Raw genomic sequence first — 21439 nt, forward strand, 5'->3', positions numbered from 1 at the left:
AACTGATGTCCTTGCTTATTTACATTCTAATAAACCCATAAGTTCTAACGTGTAATTATCAGATGTCTGGATGTAGGCATGTTTTTCTTCCACAATGGCACCAAGTTTTCTTTTTTCAAATGCTGCGGTCATTCCCAAATCAATGTGTTCAAAATTTAAATTGATTGCCCTTTTGATAGTTTGATAAAGTAATTGTCGGTAGATATGGTAAGTGAGGAGATTGTCATAATCAAGGCCTACCAAAGAAGGGACGTAAATGTGGTTTTTATTCTTATAACAGAACATGACCCCAATAATATCTTTACTGTTTATGGCGGCTTTAATGATTATAAACTCCCAATTTGGATTCTTGGACATGTTTTCAAACAACTTTGCGGGATATGAAAAAGTGTTCAGGCCCAAATTGTTTTTTCGGACGTTATCATAGAGTTTCTTTACCTGAATTATTTGAGCTTTATCCAGTTCAGATATTACGGATATTTCCAATGAAGATTCATGAGCCAATATGTCTTTTCTAAAATGTTTTCTGCTCCGCGATGAAAGTTCAGATATGTAGTGTTCAATAGAATCATTGCGTCTTAAACTGATGCTACATGAGTTTGGCATCTGAACCCTAAAGTAGCCTTGACCTTGAAAATAGCTATGTAATCTGTCGTCCTCATTAAAATCACGCAGTGTAACCATTTTCGAATTTGAATCCTTCTCTAGTTGTTCCAGGGTTGCCATCAGTTTATTTAAGGCATCGTTCTTCAGGGGATGCTTGTTATCTAAATAAAGATGATTTCCCTCAGTGAAAAGACATCCTAAACTAAGAACCTTTGAAGTCATATAGTAAGGGTCCGTTAGACGTTTTTCCTCAATAGTTTTCGATGCGATTGTATTTGCGAGCATATCGTCTTTCCACAAAGATGAGGATATTAGGACTGCCAATACAAGCTGGTTTTTTTGATCATGGATAAGTAAATACCAAAAAGACCAATTATTTTCTTTCAATTCATTGTCACTAAATGTATCCTCAAGAAAGTTCATTCCGTCCCAATCTTGAATGCCATTTTTTCCGACTGAGGTGTTCCATGTCAGCTTATCTATATTTGAAATGGAATTTTCTAAACGTATGGTTAGATTTTCATGTGTCAAATTTTCTGGTTTGAACTTTGATTCTAGTTTGAATGCTTGATAGACACGGTTCAAATCAGTATGTGTTTCTTCAAGGGCTTTTGGCAAATGATATTGCATGGCATCAACCAATGCTTTAATTTCCTGCATTTGATTATGACGGGATATAGTAATTCGAACTCCAGTGTTTTTAACCGGTACAGCTGGGAAAAGTCCAAGGTTGACATAAAACCCCTCCTTCATCAAGCGATTGACAAAATTATATCCAGTCGTAGGGGTTCCCGTGCCTATAAAAAATACTGGCGAATTGTTTTTATCTATCAGTGGTAAATCTGTTTGATGGACGAGTTCATTAAAATATTGTATTCTTTTTTTTAAGTCATTTTGGAGTTCGTAGATCTCAGGAGTTAAATGGATTTCCGCTGAAGCCGTTGCAGCAGCAACAGAGGCAGGTTCAAGTTGAGCGGAGAAGGTGAGAGGGCCTCCAAAGGTTTTTATTTCATTATACATTTTTTTATTGGAACAGACGAGAACAGATCCACTTGCTCCAAACGTCTTGCTCAAGGTGCCAAACAATAGCATATTTTCAGAAAGTTCGTTAATTTCACTCATGACATAGCCTGTACCATTTTTTCCAATCCAACTCATCCCATGCACATCATCAAAATAGAGATGCAACTGGGGATATTTTAGACTCAACGCTTTTAATTCTTTAACGGGTGCATAGTCACCATACATAGAATAGATCCCGTCTGCCATATACCAAATTTTCTTTCTGCTATTGGAATATGCTTTTATTTTATCCTCTAACATGTTCAAGTCATTATGGCGAACCATGTCAATAGGGACACTTCTTGTTTTCAGTACCTTAGCAGCGCTCTGTACGCTCCAATGTACTTGATGGTCCAAAATAATAGCGTCTTCATCTTTTACTGCGCTGGGGATGACTCCCAAATGACCTAACGTACTATTTTTTGTGATGACTACTGGATTTCCGTACATCTCAGATACCTTTTCCTCCAATTGTCTATAAAGGGGATTGGAAATGTAGGACTTTGATAGAGGGTATTGAGTGCCATATCTCCGAATGGCGCTTATGGCCGCTTCTTTTAATCGAGAGTCCTGTTCCAAACCTAAATATCCTGTAGTTCCAAAATGAAATAGTTTTCTATTGTTGACACCAATAGTTCTGCCTGTAAATGTTTCCCCGTCTGCATATAAATGAAGTACCCCTTCATCAATAGCGTCCGTAAAAACGTCATTTACTGTGTCCAAAAAGTTGTTTTGTTTAATCTTTGCCATGTTATTGAATTTATTAGGCATAGAATTTAGTGTCTTTTGTGTGATATTGGAGGGTCGAAGAGCGCCATAATCCGTTTTAGTCAAATTTTAATCCGTTTTAGGCTAAGATTAATCCCTATATGACAATTCCTACTCCGTTTTGGTCAAACCTTCCTTAATTAAATTTTTTAACTTTATATTTAAGAAACTAGTTTTCAAATTGTTGAGATCATGTTTGCTGAAAATGAATATGCGACGTATGTTATAAAGGAGGGTATCCTGTATGTTGAATATAAAGACGTCAAATTGGATTTAGCGGCGGCCATCAGCATTGTTGAGGACAGATTCGTTGTACAGGAAGGACAAAGCATTCCTGTACTGTGCGATATACGTAAAGTAAGAGGGATCAACAAAACAGCGCGTATCTATTTGTCAATAGAAGGTTCGTCGTTTGTTAAAGCCGTGGCATTTATAGTGGAGGCGCCTGTTTCAGACATGTTTTCAAAGTTTTATTTACGCACGAGTAAGCCACCAATACCTACCATGGTCTTTGAAACGATAAGTGAGGCTTTGATTTTTTTGAAAAAATATAAGTGATAATTGGGCATAAACATCTAAAAAGTAAATAGTTAATTATGGGAGAATTTGAAAAACAACGGGTAAGGAACATTCATAATATGATTTTGGAAATGGCCTCAGGTAATTTTCATTATCAGATAGAGCGTTCTTCAAAGGATGATGACCTTGAATCAATCATTGTGGGGTTGAATATGTTAGCTGAAGAAATTGAGGCTAACATGGTCCATCAGGGTTTTGCTAATGCCAATACAACCATCATGGATATTATAAAGATGAGTTTCATATTGGATGAGAATGGAGTCGTTGAAATGGTCAACGGTCAAGCAGGCAAAATGCTCTCTCTACCAGTGGATAATATCGTTGGGAAGTTGTTCGAAGACTTTCTGACAGATGATTCCAAGACCCTGTGGAAAAATAAATGGATAAGTAAAACCAGGAAACCAAAGCTTGAAGGTTCTGTCCATTTGGTCTTTAAGCGCAAAAATAATTTTGAGGTTCCCAAAGTTGTGCATTTTACCACCTTTAAGGATAGGGCAAATGAAAGCAGGAAACTATTGATCACCGTGGTTCAACATTCCTATTATCAGAAAAAGTTGAAATCGGAATTAAAGAAAAAGGTCATTAACGGAAAATACCAACGGGTGTTAAATGATACAAGTTTACTATCCAAAAAAAATAAAATGGTGTTGACCTATGGGGACATCCAAAAGATTAGAGCTGCACATAATATCATTTTCAACAATCCCCAAACCGATTTTCCATCACAGAAGGATTTTGCCCTTCAGTTGGGAACGAATGAGTTCAAGTTGAAGTACGGTTTTAAAGAGCTCTATGGCACCACAATCCATAAATTCATCATACAAGAGCGACTCCGTAAAGCACAGGTAATGATACAGTATACAGACCTCCCCTTTAAAACTATCGCGAACAAGGTGGGGTTTAAGAGCCAATCCCATTTTTCAAGATTATTTAAGCAAAGGTTTGGATACACCCCAAAAGAATTGAGAAAGAACACCATCTCCAGGGGTAAATTATAGGGTTATTGGAAATTAATCCCGATTAGGCAAATACTTTCACGTTTTCGTATAATTTAAGTTTGGAACTTTACCATATCAAATCAAATGCTATGGGAGTTCCTAAATACATATTACGAAAAATACCGCGAATGGTCAGTTTACTGATCGTTCTGTTATTTGTGTATGCGGCGGTGAGTAAGCTGTTAGATTTTGAAACATTCGAGATACAGTTGGGGCAGAGTCCACTTTTAAGTGCATTTGCAGCTTGGGTTTCATGGGGAGTAATATTAATTGAATTACTGACCGCTAGTTTATTAATGTTTGACAAAACAAGGCATTTGGGACTCTATATTGCTTTTTCTTTAATGGTAATGTTTACAGCTTATATTTATATTATCCTTAATTATAGCGATTTTGTGCCTTGTTCCTGTGGCGGTATTCTCGAAAAAATGGGTTGGACACAACATCTTTGGTTTAACATCATTGTTTGTGGACTTACCATTTTAGCACTCTTCTTTACGGATATTTCAAAAAAGCGGATGCTTATCATCATAGGTCCATTAGTCTTGGTTTTGAGTTTAGGAATGGTAATCACTTTATTTTTAAATTCTGAGTATATTATCAAAAAGGAAAATCCGTTTGTTCGGAGGTTTTTGCCTCACGGGGTACTGGAAGACAAGGTCTTAGGTTTAGGCGTGAACTCATTTTACTTTGCGGGCGCTCATGGACAAACAGTTTATCTAGGCAATCACACAGCGCCTTTGCGAATTGCGATGGTGGACTCCACAATGGAACAAAGAACGGATTACGCTTTGTCAATTGACCAAAAAAATCTCCCTTTTCGGTCGATTAGGCTAAAAATTTTATATCCTTATTTCTATCTGGCAGATGGTTATGTACCCGTAGTTTTCAGAGGAAAACTAAACCAATGGAAAGCAGTAACTCTTAGTTTTGGTCAAGCCTATTTTTCAGACTTTCAACCGATTGACAGCATTAGAATCGGTTTTAGAGGACAAAGTGCGGTTAACAAAGAAAACGTTTTGGGATTGCTCAATTCTCCTGTAAAAGGAGAAGTTGGATTATATCACGAATTGCTGGAAAAACAGGTAGATGGCGTATTTGATACTGATGGTATATTGAGCTACAGTCCGCAACAAAAAAAGATGGTTTACACTTACTTTTACCGCAATCAGTATATTGTTGCAGATGCCAACATGGATCTGCTTCATCGAGGAAATACCATTGATACCACAAGTGTTGCCCAAATAAAAGTCACCAAGTTAAAAAACGGTGAGTACAAAATGAGTGTGCCGCCACAGACTATAAATAAAAATGTTGTGATTCATCGCAACCTCCTGTTTAATATCTCTAATAGCATTGGAAAATTAGAATCCAAAAGCATGTGGAAACAGGCAGTGATTGTAGATGTTTACGACTTTGAGAAGCAAGCTTATATCGGTAGCTTTTACGTGCACCACCGCGGGGAACACAAGCTTTCGGATTTGCTTGTTACAGACCATTATCTGTATGGTTTGTTTGACACTGAACTTGTTCGTTATCGGTTAGCCGGCGCGATAAGGAATAAGTATGATTTATCTGAAGATAGCCGAAAACTTGTGACAGAGTAGAGGCATATTTACTAATTTAAAATTATTGAGAAATGAAAAAGTTTTTAAAAAATGCAGGATTGCGAATCGGAGTATTTGCACTTGCTATCGGAGCCGCATTTGCTACCAATGCGATGAAAAACAGTAACTTTGCCGTTGAAGATGGTTATCAGCCATTAGACACTGAAGGCGTAACCTGTATAAAGAGAGCTGAGTGTACCGATATACTGGGACCTGTTTGTACATGGAAAGATCCTGTTACCAATATATCACATGAATTATTTGGCATGGAAGAAAATAACGGTCAAACCGTTTGTACTAAAAGATTGTATAGAATACAATGATTAACTATGAATGCCCTTTTTAGGGCATTCATTTTTTAATAATTTGCATAATCTGTACCTTGATTAATCCATTTGATATCTTTTTTATCTTTAAGAAAATAATCAAACCAATCGATCACTTTTAGGGTAAGGTCTCTTTGTGTTTTTGCGGTAGTCATAGAATGTCCTTCTTCTTTATAAAATAAAGCTATATGAGGAATTTGGTATTTTTTTAAGGCAATAAAAAAATGCCTTGTATGCTCCCAATGTACGTTATAATCTTTTAAACCCGTCCAGGATAGTAAGGGAGTTTTTATCTGGTGCGCAAAAAGGATAGGAGAATTTTGTAAGTATTTCTCTTTTTCATCTTTTAATGAACCTCTCATTTCAACCTGTCCATGAGATTCATACCGCCAAAAAGGTGGATTCGCAAAGTTGTAATTGTAAGAATAATAGTCCCATATAATATCGTTAATGGCTGCGCCGCTTACGGCAGCTGCAAATAAATTGGTTTGCGTAATGATGAAATTAGTTTCGTATCCACCAAAAGACTGCCCTATTAAGCCTAATCTTTGATTATCAATCGACAGTTCTTCTTTTGTTGCTTCTTCTATGCTCTGTGTTACACAATCTAATGCCGCAAACCCAGGGCCTTCATCCGAAATAATAATGTCGGGCAAAAAAACAAAATACCCAAGTTCATTTAATAATGGAATATTTAATCCCATATAGTTTGTAAAATCCGGTATAAAAAAAGTATTGGCCAGATGATTCTGGCTTTGATAAATGTGTACAACCATAGGATATTTCTTTAGAGGAGAGAAGTCTTTTGGATAGTATAACAATCCTTTCAGGATGATACCTTCTTTATTTTTAAAAGTAACGATTTTTTGTTTGCGCCACTGGTATAATTTATCAGATAAATCACCTTTTAATAATGTCGTTTCCTTTCTATTTTTCCATCCTATTACACTTTTAGGAATATTAAAGTTTTCTTCGGAAAAAGTAAATACGCTGCAATCTTCTGTCCATTGAAAACTGGACAGCTTGTTTTCTGAACTCGTTATTAAGTTTAATTGAAGCTTTTTATTTACTGAATAGATTGAGTTCGAATTATTTCTGATTTCAATATTGTGTAATAATAAGGGAGCATTAGTATCAATAACTTTTGGGATTCCGACATATAGCATATTAATTTTTTGATCAAGGGCATGATAATTTAAAATATCTATCTTGAGATTGTCTTTTTTAAAATTTGTGATATTTATTGTTTTATAAGTTGTTAAGTCAACTTTCCACAAGTTGTTGTCTCCGATAATGTAAACTGCTTTTTCGTGGTTATTCCAAAAGAGTTCACTCTGATTATTAATGTTGATTTGATGACTCTTCTTGTCATTGATGTCATATATATACCACTGACTGTTTTTGTTAAATGCGATGAATTCACTATTTGGCGAATATGAAAAGTTAATTGCAGTGTTTTCAACAGCATCAGCAATTAAATGAGAATTTTGACTTTTAATATTGTATAAATAAATATCTGTTTTGGGGTGATTCAAAGAGTAGTCCTTGTGTTTGAAAATATCAAATAGTATTAAGTTTTCTGAGTTCCTAATAAATATAGGAGATTGTTCTTTTTTTATATTTATTGTTACACACTTATCAGAATTGGTATAGTAAATTAAACACTTTCTAAATCTTTTATTTCCTTTATCACCGAATTTTTTCTGTTCTAAATTTCTGTCATTACCATTCCATATATCTAAATATTCTTTATGGTCATTATTGTCATTTGTTTCTAACGTATAATTAAAGAAGATGTTATCATCCACAGTAAAATCGGATTGAATCGAAATTATTTTATCATTACCTTTAGGGAATGCGATTGCTTTTGTCGATGATTGGAGTAAATCAACCAATAGGATTTTCTTATCCAACGTTTGTAATAATGCTTTGGTTTGAGCATTGTTCCAGATAATTTTTTCAATATCATTACTTAATTTAGTTACAAATGACAATTTTAGTTTTTTTATATCAAGGAGATAAACATTTGTAGACTCATTTTTACTTATGAGTAAAGCAAAGTTTTCATCATCACTAATGTAGTAATCAGTAATGTTTTTGGTATTAAACAGTGTTTTATTTGCTGGATTCTTAATGTTTCCGACATGAAAACTCTTATTGTCTTTGATATAGACTATGGCACAATGGTTTTGCAAAACACTAAACTTTGATATATTATCAATCGTAAATGATTTTTTACTTGGCAACTCTATTATTTCTAAGATATTTTCTTTTGATTTATATATGAGTTGATTATCAGCAAATTCAATGTTTCCTTTATCTGTTAAGGTTATTTTTTCTTTAGTTACTGTATGCACTACTTCAATAGTGTCATTATTATTTTCATAGGACTTGATGATCGCACTCCATTGTCCATTAGCTGAAAGTTTATAATTTTTCAAAGTATGCCATTCTGAAGAAACAGAAAGGCTGTCCCTATCCGTTTGAGCACAGATTCCAGGGATAATTGTCCAAATCAATCCAATCGCGATATAAATATTTCTAATATCCTTCATTTTGAGGTAACAGTTTTGGATTTAGTAATATCTCATTTTCAGGTATAGGAAATAGGTTGTGTTTGTCTTTCCAGTTGAGTTTTATAGTTTTAAGTGTATGTAGCCTATTGTTGCGCTTTAAATCGAAAAAACGATGTCCGTGTTCGCAAAAAAACTCCTTTTGGCTTTCATTAAGCATTTCATCAACAAGTGCACTTTGAGAAAGCGTATCGTGCAGCTCTATTAAACCTGCTCTCTGTCTTATGGTATTTAAATATTTGGTGGCTTCTATTGTGCGATTTTGGTTTGCAAGTGCTTCTATTAATATAAAATAGGCGTCTTCGATTCTAAACACAATAGAGTATTCATCTGTATTATTTTCATTATTTTTATACTTAAAAGGATGAAACCAATGTTCATCGTTCTGTGTAACTTCTTTAACCCAAGCTTCTCTTCTCTTATCAGTGGGGTTGAAATGGTTTATTAAAGTGTTGTTTATAATTTGGTTGTTAGGATAATTGTTGAAAATATATGTGGCGGCTTCCAAAGTGCTGTTTCCTGAAGCATTTAATCCTAATTGCCATATTGTACTTTTTGCGGTCTTTTTAAATACTTTATTTAAATCTGTTTCCAATGTATATGAGGTGTTCTCAAGTACTTTACGAGCAAAAAATTCTGCCTGTGCATATTGTTTTTGAAGTAAATAATTTTTGGCAAGTAACAATTCTGCTACTGATTTATTTGGATAGATGCGTTCGGGACTCCGGTATTCTAGCGGAAGTATTTCCAAAGCAGTTTTTAAATCCTGTTCGATATAAATTAAGATGTCTTCAACTTTAGTTTTAGTTATTGTTGTATTATATCTATAGTCTGTTGTTGTCGTGTATGGAATATTGCCAAATATTTGTGTGAGGTATTGATAATATAATGCACGTAAAACGTAGGCTTCTGCCAAAAAATGAATATTTTTATTATCATCGATATAGTTTGAAGTAGTCAAACCTTCAATAAATGCATTGATTGAATATATATGCTTGTAGGAATTGTTCCATAAGTTTACAGTATTTTTATTGCTTGGAAGCAGGGTGTTGTTATAAACAAAAAATATTTCGGTGTTACTGCCTGCGTCTACTACACTTTCGAGTTCGTCCGTATATAGTCCTAATAATAAGCCTATTCCATTACTGTTTCCGGAAAATGGAGAATTATTTCTAACGTTTGAGTATAAATTAGCCAATGCTGCTTTTGCTGTATTAATGTCTTTAAATACATCTTCTGTATTGATTTGATTGTCTGGTAAATCAATTTCAATAAAGGATTCACAAGATTGTATGCTGAGCAAAATCAGCATTACCAAACAAAATTTTATAATAGTTGAAGTAATTTTATTTTTCATGATGCAGAAATTAAAAAGTTAATTGAATGCCAAAAGCATACGTTTTTAAAGGGGGCAGATAGCCCATTATCCCAAATTCAGGATCCAATCCATAATAATTGGTGATTGTCAATAAGTTTTGCCCCTGAAAATAGAGTCGCAGTGATTCCATTTTTGACTGGGGAACTTTAAGAGTACAAGAAAGAGAAATGTTTTTCAGTCGTATATAAGAAGCATCGCTTATTGCTCGGTCACTCTCCGATATCATTTGAGTGAGGTTATATAACACGTAGTCTGTTCCTATACTGTAAAAACTGTATTTTGCATTTTGATTGGAAGCAGACCAGTGATCTAGGACCTCAACAGGTTGATTACCTAAAGTTCCTGGTAATGTTAGGTTGTAATCGTAATTATAATTTTGTTGTTGGTCAAACTGAAACAAAAAATCCAGACTAATGTTTTTATAATTTATGGTATTTTGTAATCCACCGTAGTACTTTGTGCCAACTTCTTTTAGCATTTGTTTGTCTTCGGAAGACGTAAATTTTCCGTCATTGTTGTAATCTGTGAACCGATATAGTCCTGTTTCAGGATCAATTCCTTGGTAATGATATACTTTTCGGATATTGGTGGATTTACCTACAACGAACTGGCTAGCATAAGTTGAACCTTCCAAATTAGGGAATGACACTAATTTGTTCGAGGGAAACGAGATGTTGAAATTGGTTGTCCAGTTCCAATCTCTGTTTTGCATGTTAATAGTGTTTAGTGTAAACTCCCAACCGGAATTCTCGACCGTTGCATTCAGATTAGCCTGAACGGAATTAAAACCTGTTGTACTTGGTAAAGGATAGCCTACTAATTGGTTGGATGAGCGATTTTTATACCATGCAATACTGGTTTTAATACGGTCATCAAACAATCCCAGATCAGCCGCGATCTCTAATTTTGTGGTTTTTTCCCAGCTAAAGTTGGGGTTATACAGACGAGAAGGCATCATTCCTGCAATTTCATCATACCTGGCTGACGAAACTGTGTATGTGTCTAAATATTGGTAATCACCTATATTATCGCTCCCAGAGGTTCCATAGCTTGCTCTTAGTTTTCCAAAACTCAACCACGAATTATTTTTCAGAAAGTTTTCTTCGGTAATTAGCCACGCAGCTCCGACTGCTCCAAAATTTCCAAAGCGATTGGCAGTACCAAAACGACTGGATCCATCCCTTCTTCCTGTCAGGTTCAGGATATATCTATAGTCATAAATATAGTTTAGACGGGCAAACAAAGCCGCATATTTATACTGAGAATTGCCAATTTGATTTATGCTTTTAGTTTTTGCAGCAGCTATATTAGTTATTAGGGCATCAGAACTAAAATTTGTTCCAGATAGAGCTAAGCTGTTATGATTTTTGATTTGAAAAGTTCCTCCAACAAGTGCATTAAAAGAATGTGGTCCATATTTTTTTAACCAATTGAGCTGAGGTTCTACTAAATAAGAATCAGTATTATAGGAGGCATTTTCGGAAGAAGAATTAGCACTGGTATAATTTAATTTAGGATTGTAAACGGTATGAGGAGTAAGAGTTATTTCGTTAAAAGAATTATTGTTCAATCCAGCATTGAGCCTGAGATAAGTATTAGGAAAAATCTGATAGTTGATATTGGCATTAAGAACCAATGCTCTATTTTTGTTTTGGTATAGAGCTTCATTATATGCCATAGGATTCTCAAAAGTATCGTCCTGCCAGTTGAGTGTTTTGTTTTTATGGTACAGAGCTGGAGCATTTGGAATCAAGGTGAGGGCGGTAGCAGTCAAGTCCTTTTGTATGAGATTGTTTTGCTGATCGGAATAAAGAAGAGAGGTCCTTATTTTTAATTTTTCATTACTGCTTGTATGATTAAGATTAAGTAAAACATTATTTCTTTTATAACTATTATCTGTAGGAAATACAGTAGTTTCTTCGCTATGTCCAGTGCTGATATAAAAATGAGTTCGCTCGTTTCCACCATTGATGCCTAGCTGAATATTTTTACTTATAGCGGTTCCGCCAATCAATTCCTCTTGCCAATCGGTATAGCGGTTTCTGTCCCAATTTCCGTTTAAATCGTGAAAATAGGGTAAGTATGCGACAATTCCGTCTTTAGCGAAGGCCTCATCTCTCATTTGATTATACTGTTCGGTATTCATGAGCTTCATTTTAGACGCTACTTTACTAAATGCTGTAGAGGAAGAGAGCGTAAATTTGGTTTTGCCTGCTTTGCTCCTTTTAGTAGTAATAAGAACCACTCCGTTTGCTCCGCGAGAACCGTAGATTGCCGTAGCGTCTGCATCTTTAAGTATTTCTATGCTTTCAATATTATTAGGGTCAATAGCGTTTAAAGGATTACTGTCAGCTAATGGCAAGACAGAGGCGGAGAAACCACTATTGGTCATTCTGTCCGATAAAAAAGGTATGCCATCAACTATAAATAAAAGTCTGTTTCCATCAATAAGGCTATTTCTCTTATTTCGTAAGCTGTTTTGTCCCCGTATCTGAACATCAAATCCGCCACCTGGTATACCAGAATATTGCGTAATATTTACGCCTGCCATGCGTCCTTGGATAGCTTGAAGAGGGTTAATGACCGGCTGGAACTCTATGTCCTTTGCCGTAACCCGTGCAATGCTCCCGGTGCGCTCTCTGTCCTTAACATTATAATATCCTGCGTTAATTACAACTTCTTCCAATACGGTTTGGTCAGATTGGAAGGTGATATTTAGCATGGTTTCTCTGACTATATGGGCTTGGGTTTTGTATCCAATAAAGCTAAATGTTACGGTTCTCCCCTTGGCGATTTCTAACGAATAGTTTCCATTTTCGTCGGTCATCGTGCCGTTGCTACTGTCTTTTTCCCAAACAGTCACTCCAGGTAAGGGGGCTTCTGTGTCTTTAACCGTTCCGGTCAGGGTAATAATGGTCTGGGCATAAATACTGCCATAAGGCATCATATATAATAGTAACCCGAAGGTTATGCAGAGATACTGCCTTTGGTGAAAATAATTTTTCATAAATTTGTAAATGAAATGATTGGTTAAACATTTGTTTTTCTATTCGGGCCCTTAAAATGCTGTAACTCTTTAAGGGCTTTTCTTTTATTATTTTGAACTTGATTCGGAATTTGTAGCAACACATCTTTACTATCATGCTGACCCTGTATCAACCTACCAATCTTATCTTTCCTTCAAAACCTGTATGTAGGCAGGTTGCCTATCCAAGGTGAGGCTCTCACTAATCGAATGATACTATTGTAAAACGATGTGTCGAAAGGAGAAAGCACATTTTCCGTTTTACGGAATTTTTTTATTAAAAACTATATCAATAGTACAATTGGAGGTTATATTATTTACTGATTGAGATTGATAACCCAATCCGTCAAAGTTTATAGTGTTTCCTTTGTGAATTGTAAAAGTGTAGTTGCCATCTTTATCAGTAACCGTATGGCGGTTTAAACCTTCTTCATTATATACCCATCTTTCACTGACAGTTACCATTTGTAGCGGCTTACCAGTTTGGCCATCTGTTATTTTTCCTTTTATGGTATATGTTTGTGTTTCAACTTTTTCGATTTCGGGGTTAGAAGTTGAAAGTCTTTTTTGTCCCGGAATAATTTTAAGTTTTATATTTATAAAGACGTCCGTTGTTATGTTTTTGTATTCGAATGATTTATATGGAATTCCTGGATTTACTATTATATCACCTCCCTTTTTAATTTTAATTGAAAATCCTCCCTTTTTATCCATAAGTGTGTGATGATTTGCCCCGAAAGCTTCCCAGTTTCCTATTTCATTGATAGCGATCAGTGCTTGTGGTATTTCACCTGTCTCGGCATCCGTGATTTTTCCAGTTACAGTTACGATTTCTTGTGCTTGTACATTAAAAGGTATAACTATACCTACCCATAAAAGGGCAATAAATAATTGTTTCATAATTAAAATTTAAATGAGTTGGTTAAAAAAATACTTTGCAGTGGGAGATACTTATCCCATTGGTCAGGGACAGCTCCAATAGTGGTATTTTTAATTATTATACTTGCGCCAGATATGGGCAGGTTTCCGTCAGTAACTTTGCCAGTGACCAAGACGACCTGGGCGGAAAGGGTCAGGGAAATGCTAAGGAAGAAGAGACTGCAGACAAAAACACGCCGCCACCTTACTATTTTATGATTTTTTGTCATAGTTTTGTGTTGGTTAAAGTGATACAATTATTTTAACTTTTGGCCTGCTCCGATGTCGTGGAAAACTGGGAGTGGGCCTTTTGGTGCCGACTTATGGTTTACGGCGGTGTCATTTTACGTTATGTTCATCTCATAGGCAGTTTTTTTAGGGAAGTTGGGCCGCTGCTTAGAAACCAAATCTAACAGATGCAGCAGCCCTTTCCCAAAGACTAATTCTAACAGTTCGCTATGTGGCACTGTTTTTTGTAGTGCTGCCATGTTCTTAGGGATTTAGAGTTTGCAATTGGCGATAGCGAGGTTTTTGTTACAAACTCCAGTTGTAGCGTATCTCAATGATGAGGTTTAGGCTTGGTCACAATTGATTTTTCATGAGTGTTTTGGTTTTAAATTGTTACTACTGTTTTTATAAAAGCCCTTACTGTCCTATATTTTAGGTAAAGCCTCAAAACATTTGGAAAACGTTAAGATTGATGCTACTTTTAAACTGTCGATTTATAAAATGAGCACCAAACTAGGTTTCTTCCAAAAATTAGGAAACCTAAGGCGGTTTTGGATTTTGTAATGTTTGGGCCTTAAACCTAACATTACATTACCTGTTGTAAGTGTGATTTTTTGAGGCCATTTTCCTTTTTCAGAAGGTAGTGGGGAACTACTGGCTAGAACAAAAAATCGTTCTCACAATTGAAATTATGGAACGATGTTTCGGAAGTATGAAAATTTCTTGCATAAAAAGCAAGGAGCGGTCTCACACTTTAGAGTCAAGGGCGACCAAGCCCTACTTTAAATCTTTCGATTATAAAGTTACCTTCTAAAGTTAACGTGAGAACCGCTCGCATGCCGTGTGCAAAAGTAAAAAACTTTTTGACATGGAGCGATTTCACGATTCTCTCGAAGGTTAAATTGGTCGTTTTGACTCGAGAAATCATCGTTTTAATATGCCTTATAAAAGCTTACTATCAATTCGCTAAGACAAATATAAACAAAATTTAATCAAATGCAAATAAGTTTCTAAATAAAAACCAAAAAGCATGATAAAAGTAATATGAGTAATAAATCCAATACAAATAGTATTTCTTTTTATAGGGAAAAATTAGGCTTTAAACTAAAATCTTATCGCTTGGGAAAATATCTCTCAATTGAAGATGTGATTTATATGACTGAGATTTCTAAAAGTTCCATAATAAAGATTGAAAAGGGTGAAGCTAAAAATATCGACTTGTACGTTGAATATGCAAAAGCAGTACAATACCCTTTAGAAACCTTGATAGATTTTAAAATACCATTAAAACCCAAGAAAGAATTACCGAAAGACCGAAAGGAAGCGACCAAGTTAACTGCAAAGATTAGAGAACATATAGTAAACTCCAACTTTCTTGAAGTTGGTAAAACTGTTGCGAACATTAAAACTGAATTACTAAGAATTAATGTAATTGATCAATTCGTAACATCAACAGCCATTGCTGGTGTTATGAGAAACTTGAAACAAGATGAATTAGTAAAGACAGGAGAAAAGGTTGGAAGGAAGGAAGTTTACTTAAAACCGTAAAGCTGGATTAAAAATTTATAAACTTAAAGACATCTGACTACCAGAGACATTAAGTTTCTGCAATCTTTAGTAAGTTGAACGTGGTGGGGAGGTGATCAAAGAAAATAATATAGCCTTTATTATTTTATGGGATTCTGAAGTTTGAGATAGGGTAGTAGAAGTATGTAAATACCTTTTTCTTCTCATACATTCTTCATGCACTATCCTTACACTATCCATGGAGTATCTATGCTTTATCCATGCTTTATATACGCTATACCTATTTTTTTGACCCGTCAAAATATAGCTATACAGATTATTAATTAAATCCTGTTATAGTTATACAAACATAGGACAGGACAAACTGACAGAATGTGACCTAAGTAGGGTTTTATTTTACGGAAGACGAAATTGTTTCGGGATATTTTGAGCGACTATGATCCCGAAATTAGTTTTTTAATTACCTCTTTCGTACAATCAGGATCTCATCATCAGAAAATTCCATCCAGGCGATGTCATATACATAGAAAAAGGTTTTACCCTTTGAATTTATATGGAAATGGGTATGGTACTTAAAGCGGAACCATTTCTTTTCCAATACATTTCTATATACTTTAAGCTGTATTTTGTTTTTGCCCAGCACCTCCAAAAGAATCGCGTAATTGCGTTTTAAGTAGCCATTGATTTCTATTGCGGCGACCTTAGAGGCATATCGGAGCTTTTTGTGATATCTGTTTTTATAGTGTGTTGAGCAATATATCTTATCTGATCGGCCTTTGATCGGTTTTGCACATATTTTACATGTATGATCCATATAATCTGTTGTTATATAGGTAAATATACGCAATCGTTCCTAACGGATAAATACGTTTAATATCGTTTACAATGCTATTTGTGTTATCCAATTTCTCTAAATTTGGATACATCTCAAAAAAATCTACAATGGAAAGGAAGGATAGAGCCCAGATTATCATTTACCTCCCCCAGGTCAAAGCTGGTCGGGTCAAGCTAAGGATTCCATATGAAATGACTAAGGAACGTGAAGCTTTTAAGAAACTCAACGGCACTTTTTACCATTTCCATCAAAGGCTGTGGAGCATTGTCAATACCGAAGAAAATGTAAAAAGTCTGGAAACGCTTTTTGGCGATAAACTACTCAAACAAAGTACAGAAGCTCCTACTGTCATTCCACAAACGGAGATTTCGGAAGCAACTCAGGCAGAATTGGACCGGAATCACCAAAAAATGATTCTTAAAGGTTTTAGCCAGGCTACCATACGTAATTATCAGAGTAATTTGATTCAGTTCTTTCAGTATTTTGAATCGGTTGCATACCGAGAGATAACCAAGGAACAGATAGAAGGTTTTGTTTATTGCCTTATCAATAAGTACAATATAAGTGAGCAAAAGCAAAACCAGCTTATAAATGCCATAAAATGCTATTATGAACACACTTTGGGAATGCCTCGTGAGTATTACAATATTACAAGGCCCACCAAGAGCAAGGATCTGCCAGATGTTTTAAGTAGGCAAGAGGTGGCTGCCATTATAAACTGCCCGAGCAATATAAAGCATAAAGCCATACTTCATGTTATTTATGGTGCCGGCCTTAGAGTGGGCGAAGTGGTGCGTTTACGGGTAGCAGACGTTCGTAGCCAAGACGGTTATCTTTTCATTAAAGACTCTAAAGGCAAGAAGGACAGGCATACTACACTGAGCCCAGTTCTATTGGATATTTTACGGAAATACTATCGTGAGCACAAGCCTAGCTATTGGTTGTTTGAAGGACAGAACGGGGGTCAATATACCGCACAGAGTATCCAACGTATTTATCGGAAGGCTGTAAAAGACACTAAAAGCAACCCATGGAGTACGCCCCATACTTTACGTCATAGCTATGCAACGCATCTTATGGAGCAAGGTGTAAATATCCGTTATATCCAGAGCTCATTGGGGCATTCCAGCACTAAAACAACTGAGATTTATACTCGGGTTGTGGGAATAAACAACAAAACTTTAACAAGCCCCTTGGATTCTTTGTATGAATCAGGTACATTTGAGAAAGATAAACTAAAATAGCATGGTGCACATAGGTGATATATACGTCACTCCAAGTGTCATATGTTATATATACACATGTTGTGCGGCATACAAAGAAAGCCCACGCGCAAACAGGCACATTTTTTTGCCGACACGCAATGCCAACGCTGAAAAACCAAAAGAGCCTGTTTTTGCCAACGCTCGGACGAAATGAACGAAATTTGCCTGTCTGCGTGCATCGCACAGGCAGGAAAACGATAAAAAAGAACTGAAAATAAATGGCTAAACAGAAAAAGCAAGTAAAAGAAAAAGCAATTGAAGAAACCTTGTGGCAATCGTGCGACAAGTTGAGAGGTTCGGTAGAACCTGCCGAATACAAACACGTAGTTCTCGGACTGATTTTCCTGAAATTCGCCAGTGACAAATTTGAACAACGCAGAAAAGAACTGATATCCGAAGGCAAAGAAAAGTACGTGGAAATGAAAGATTTCTACGCTATGAAAAATGTATTCTACTTGGAAGAAATTTCTCGGTGGAGCTACATCATCAAAAATGCCAAGCAAAATGACATTTCCCTAAAAATTGACACGGCTCTCAACACCATTGAGAAAAACAATCCTGCGTTAAAAGGTGCATTGCCCGACAATTACTTTTCTCGCTTGGCATTGGACAAAACCAAACTCGCTTCCCTACTCGACACCATCAACGACATTGACACACTTAAAGATGACGGACAAGATGTAATTGGACGTGTATATGAATATTTCTTAGGCAAGTTTGCCTTGAAAGAAAGTAGCGGAAAAGGCAAAGGCGAATTTTATACGCCCAAAACCATTGTGAATTTGATGGCGGAATTGATAGAACCCTACAAAGGCATCATTTATGACCCTTGTTGCGGAACGGGCGGAATGTTTGTGCAGTCTATCAAGTTTATTGAAGCCCACCAGGGAAGCAAAAAAGAAGTTTCTATTTACGGACAAGAAAATACGCCAACCACTTACAAATTGGCGAAAATGAACTTAGCCATTCGTGGGATTGCTGCCAACCTTGGCGACAAACACGCAGATACTTTTTCTAACGACCAACACAAAGACCTGAAAGCCGATTACATTATGGCGAATCCGCCATTTAACTTGAAAGATTGGCGAGGTGAAAATGAACTCTTAGACGACCCACGTTGGATGGGCTATGAAGTGCCACCCAAAAGCAACGCCAACTACGGTTGGATTTTGAATATGGTGAGCAAACTTTCTGAAAATGGCGTTGCAGGTTTTATTCTTGCCAATGGTGCTCTTTCGGGCGGTGGTGAAGAATACAAAATCCGTAGAAAGTTGATTGAAAATGATTTGGTGGAAGCTATTATCATCATTCCACGAAATACGTTTTATACGACTGATATTAGCGTAACGCTTTGGATTTTGAACAAAAACAAAAAGCAACGCATCGACAACACCAAAGAAAGACCCAAAAACTACCGAGACCGCACAGGCGAAATTCTGTTTATGGATTTAAGACGTTGGGGCAGCGAGTACGAGAAAAAATACATTGAACTTACCGAAGACGACATACAGCAAGTAGCACTAAACTTTCACAATTGGCAGCAAGCCGATTATGAAACTACCTACAAAGACGTACCCGAGTTTTGCAAATCTGCTAGTTTTGAAGATTTGAAAGCCAATGATTTTTCGCTTGTGCCTAGTAAGTACATTGAGTTTGTGGACAAAGACAGCGGTATTGACTTTGACACCGAGATGAAACGAATTCAGCAAGATTTTAGAACTCTGCTGCAAGAAGAAAAAGAATCGCAAGCTCAATTGATAAACGCTTTTAAAACCTTGGGCTACGAATTATGAGCAAGAAGAAAAAAATAGAAGTCCAAGGAAATGAAATTACCGTTATTGGAAATAATGAACAAGACTATATTTCATTAACAGATATTGCCAAACACAAAACAGATGACAGCAGTGCGGTCATTGGGAATTGGATGCGAAACCGCAACACCATTGAATATCTTGGCATTTGGGAAACCTTGTACAACCCCAATTTTAAACCCATCGAATTCGAGGGGTTTAGAAACCAGTCCGGTTTAAACGCCTTTACGCTTTCACCTAAAAAATGGGTGGAGACGACTAATGCAACAGGAATCATTGTAAAAGCAGGAAGGTATGGTGGCACCTATGCCCACAAAGATATTGCCTTCAAATTTGCCAGTTGGATTTCTGTAGAGTTTGAGCTATACATCGTTAAAGAGTTTCAACGCCTTAAAGAAGAAGAACAAAAGCAATTGGGTTGGTCTGCTAAGCGAGAGTTGGCAAAAATCAACTACCGCATTCATACCGATGCCATAAAAGAAAACCTGATTCCAAAACACCTAAGCAAAAAGCAAATTTCTTATGTCTATGCCAATGAAGCAGACATCTTAAATATGGCTCTGTTTGGAAAAACAGCCAAACAATGGCGAGACGAAAATCCTGATAAAAATGGAAATCTGAGAGATGATGCCAATGCTTCACAACTGATTTGCTTAGCCAATTTAGAAAACCTGAATGCAGTGTTTATCAACGATGGTTTGCCACAAAGCGAACGATTAACAAAGCTAAATCAAATAGCCATTAGCCAAATGAGCATCTTACTGCAAAGCCATACCCAATTGTTGAACCCTAAAAATACCGATGATGAATTATAAACGCTTGGGCGATTACATACAATTGGTGGATAACCGCAACAAGGATTTGAAAGTTACAAATCTCTTGGGCATCAATATTACAAAGAACTTTATGCCTTCTGTTGCCAATGTTTCGGGAACAGACTTGTCTAAATACAAAATCATTCAAAAAGGGCAATTTGCCTATTCTGCTATGCAAGTGGGAAGAGATGAAACCATCCGCCTTGCTTTGTACACTGATGACGAGCCTGCCATTATTTCACCAGCCTATTTGGTAATTGAAAGTAAAGATGAAAATGAATTGATACCCGAATATATGATGATGTGGTTTCAACGCCCTGAATCGGACAGGTATGGATGGTTTATTAGTGACAGTAGCGTAAGAGCTAGTTTGGATTGGGAGCGATTCTGTGAAATAGAAATCCCTATTCCAGACATTACCGAACAACGCAAATATGTAGCCCTTTACAAAGGCTTGCTCACCAACCAAAAAGTGTATGAAAACAGCTTGGCTGATTTGCAGCTGATTTGCGATACCTATATCGAAGATTTAATCAAAAAGGAACAGCCCAAAACGCTTGGCGATTACATAGGCAAAATTGATGAAAGAAATGAAGATGATGCAATTGACGCTGTAATTGGAATTAGCGAGCGAAAAGAATTTAGAGAGCCTAGTGGCAAAGTCAACAAAAAAAATCTTACAAGACATTTCATTGTCAGAAAAGACCAATTCGCTTACATACCAAGAATGAATCCATTTAAGCCGTTGGCTGTAGCTTTATCTCATTTTGATTATCCAGTTGTGGTTTCACCTTCTTATGTTGCTTTCGAGGTTACCAAACCCGAAATACTTTTACCAGAATTTCTCTTTCTTTTCTTGAAAAGAGATGAATTCGATAGATATGCAGCATTTCACGCTTGGAGCAGCACCCGTGACACTTTTGATTGGCCGGATATGTGTGCTATCAAATTACCTATTCCAAGCATAGAAAAGCAAAAAGCCATTGTAACCATTTACCACACTTTAGAAACGCGCAAACGCATCAATGAGCAGTTAAAGGAAAGCATTAAGCCGCTTTGCCCTGTGTTGATGAAAGGAGTTGTGGAAAGCATGGAAATGCAAACAGTAGAGAGTTAGG

At 36.2% G+C, this 21439-nt stretch carries 17 protein-coding genes; 10 read left to right on the top strand and 7 right to left on the bottom strand.

Annotation, left to right across the window (positions count from 1 at the left end; genetic code table 11):
• Window positions 1-15: 15 nt before the first annotated feature.
• On the bottom strand, window positions 16-2418 hold the full coding sequence (locus tag G6N06_RS10980) for an aminotransferase class I/II-fold pyridoxal phosphate-dependent enzyme (protein ID WP_163516789.1): 2403 nt from the start codon (window positions 2416-2418) through the stop codon (window positions 16-18).
• 210 nt (window positions 2419-2628) lie between these two features.
• Here G6N06_RS10980 and G6N06_RS10985 point away from each other — a divergent pair, with 210 nt between their 5' ends.
• From G6N06_RS10985 to G6N06_RS11000, 4 genes are all read left to right on the top strand, one after another.
• A complete protein-coding gene (locus tag G6N06_RS10985) occupies window positions 2629-2994 on the top strand; it encodes a DUF7793 family protein (RefSeq protein WP_163516790.1) in 366 nt (121 codons plus the stop codon).
• Window positions 2995-3032: 38 nt separating this feature from the next.
• On the top strand, window positions 3033-4013 hold the full coding sequence (locus G6N06_RS10990) for an AraC family transcriptional regulator (RefSeq protein WP_163516791.1): 981 nt from the start codon (window positions 3033-3035) through the stop codon (window positions 4011-4013).
• An 89-nt stretch (window positions 4014-4102) separates the two neighbouring features.
• Window positions 4103-5620, top strand: coding sequence for a MauE/DoxX family redox-associated membrane protein (locus tag G6N06_RS10995; RefSeq protein WP_240338044.1), 1518 nt, complete (start codon window positions 4103-4105; stop codon window positions 5618-5620).
• Window positions 5621-5652: 32 nt separating this feature from the next.
• Window positions 5653-5943 (top strand): DUF6520 family protein, encoded by a 291-nt coding sequence (locus tag G6N06_RS11000; protein WP_163516792.1) that lies wholly within the window; start codon window positions 5653-5655, stop codon window positions 5941-5943.
• A 35-nt stretch (window positions 5944-5978) separates the two neighbouring features.
• On the opposite strand, the gene G6N06_RS11005 is transcribed toward G6N06_RS11000, so the two are convergent.
• From G6N06_RS11005 to G6N06_RS11020, 4 genes are all read right to left on the bottom strand, one after another.
• On the bottom strand, window positions 5979-8501 hold the full coding sequence (locus tag G6N06_RS11005; protein WP_163516793.1) for an alpha/beta hydrolase family protein: 2523 nt from the start codon (window positions 8499-8501) through the stop codon (window positions 5979-5981).
• On the bottom strand, window positions 8488-9876 hold the full coding sequence (locus G6N06_RS11010) for a RagB/SusD family nutrient uptake outer membrane protein (protein WP_163516794.1): 1389 nt from the start codon (window positions 9874-9876) through the stop codon (window positions 8488-8490). Before G6N06_RS11010 ends, G6N06_RS11005 begins: the two co-directional genes overlap by 14 nt.
• A 10-nt stretch (window positions 9877-9886) precedes the next feature.
• A complete protein-coding gene (locus G6N06_RS11015) occupies window positions 9887-12904 on the bottom strand; it encodes a SusC/RagA family TonB-linked outer membrane protein (RefSeq protein ID WP_163516795.1) in 3018 nt (1005 codons plus the stop codon).
• Between the two features lie 279 nt (window positions 12905-13183).
• Complete coding sequence (locus G6N06_RS11020) at window positions 13184-13822, bottom strand: carboxypeptidase-like regulatory domain-containing protein (RefSeq protein ID WP_163516796.1); 639 nt, start codon at window positions 13820-13822, stop codon at window positions 13184-13186.
• Between the two features lie 35 nt (window positions 13823-13857).
• Between G6N06_RS11020 and G6N06_RS11025 the strand changes: the two genes are divergently transcribed.
• Window positions 13858-14106, top strand: a complete 249-nt coding sequence (locus tag G6N06_RS11025) for a hypothetical protein (protein ID WP_163516797.1) — start codon at window positions 13858-13860, stop codon at window positions 14104-14106.
• Window positions 14107-14184: 78 nt separating this feature from the next.
• On the opposite strand, the gene G6N06_RS11030 is transcribed toward G6N06_RS11025, so the two are convergent.
• Entirely contained in the window at window positions 14185-14328 is a 144-nt protein-coding gene (locus G6N06_RS11030) for a hypothetical protein (RefSeq protein WP_163516798.1), read from the bottom strand.
• A gap of 784 nt (window positions 14329-15112) precedes the next feature.
• On the opposite strand from G6N06_RS11030, the gene G6N06_RS11035 reads away from it, so the two are divergent.
• Window positions 15113-15616, top strand: a complete 504-nt coding sequence (locus tag G6N06_RS11035; RefSeq protein ID WP_163516799.1) for a helix-turn-helix domain-containing protein — start codon at window positions 15113-15115, stop codon at window positions 15614-15616.
• A gap of 439 nt (window positions 15617-16055) precedes the next feature.
• Here the strand turns inward: G6N06_RS11035 and G6N06_RS11040 are convergent, their stop codons facing one another.
• Entirely contained in the window at window positions 16056-16409 is a 354-nt protein-coding gene (locus G6N06_RS11040) for a hypothetical protein (protein WP_163516800.1), read from the bottom strand.
• Between the two features lie 128 nt (window positions 16410-16537).
• Between G6N06_RS11040 and G6N06_RS11045 the strand changes: the two genes are divergently transcribed.
• The 4 genes from G6N06_RS11045 (at window position 16538) to G6N06_RS11060 (ending at window position 21438) form a co-directional block, all read left to right on the top strand.
• Entirely contained in the window at window positions 16538-17674 is a 1137-nt protein-coding gene (locus tag G6N06_RS11045) for a tyrosine-type recombinase/integrase (protein ID WP_163516801.1), read from the top strand.
• Between the two features lie 239 nt (window positions 17675-17913).
• Window positions 17914-19488, top strand: a complete 1575-nt coding sequence (locus tag G6N06_RS11050) for a type I restriction-modification system subunit M (protein ID WP_163516802.1) — start codon at window positions 17914-17916, stop codon at window positions 19486-19488.
• Window positions 19485-20321, top strand: coding sequence for a KilA-N domain-containing protein (locus G6N06_RS11055; RefSeq protein WP_163516803.1), 837 nt, complete (start codon window positions 19485-19487; stop codon window positions 20319-20321). Before G6N06_RS11050 ends, G6N06_RS11055 begins: the two co-directional genes overlap by 4 nt.
• A complete protein-coding gene (locus G6N06_RS11060) occupies window positions 20308-21438 on the top strand; it encodes a restriction endonuclease subunit S (RefSeq protein ID WP_163516804.1) in 1131 nt (376 codons plus the stop codon). Before G6N06_RS11055 ends, G6N06_RS11060 begins: the two co-directional genes overlap by 14 nt.
• Window position 21439: the final 1 nt, after the last annotated feature.

This window comes from Gelidibacter japonicus (assembly GCF_010725055.1).
GTDB lineage: Bacteria > Bacteroidota > Bacteroidia > Flavobacteriales > Flavobacteriaceae > Gelidibacter > Gelidibacter japonicus.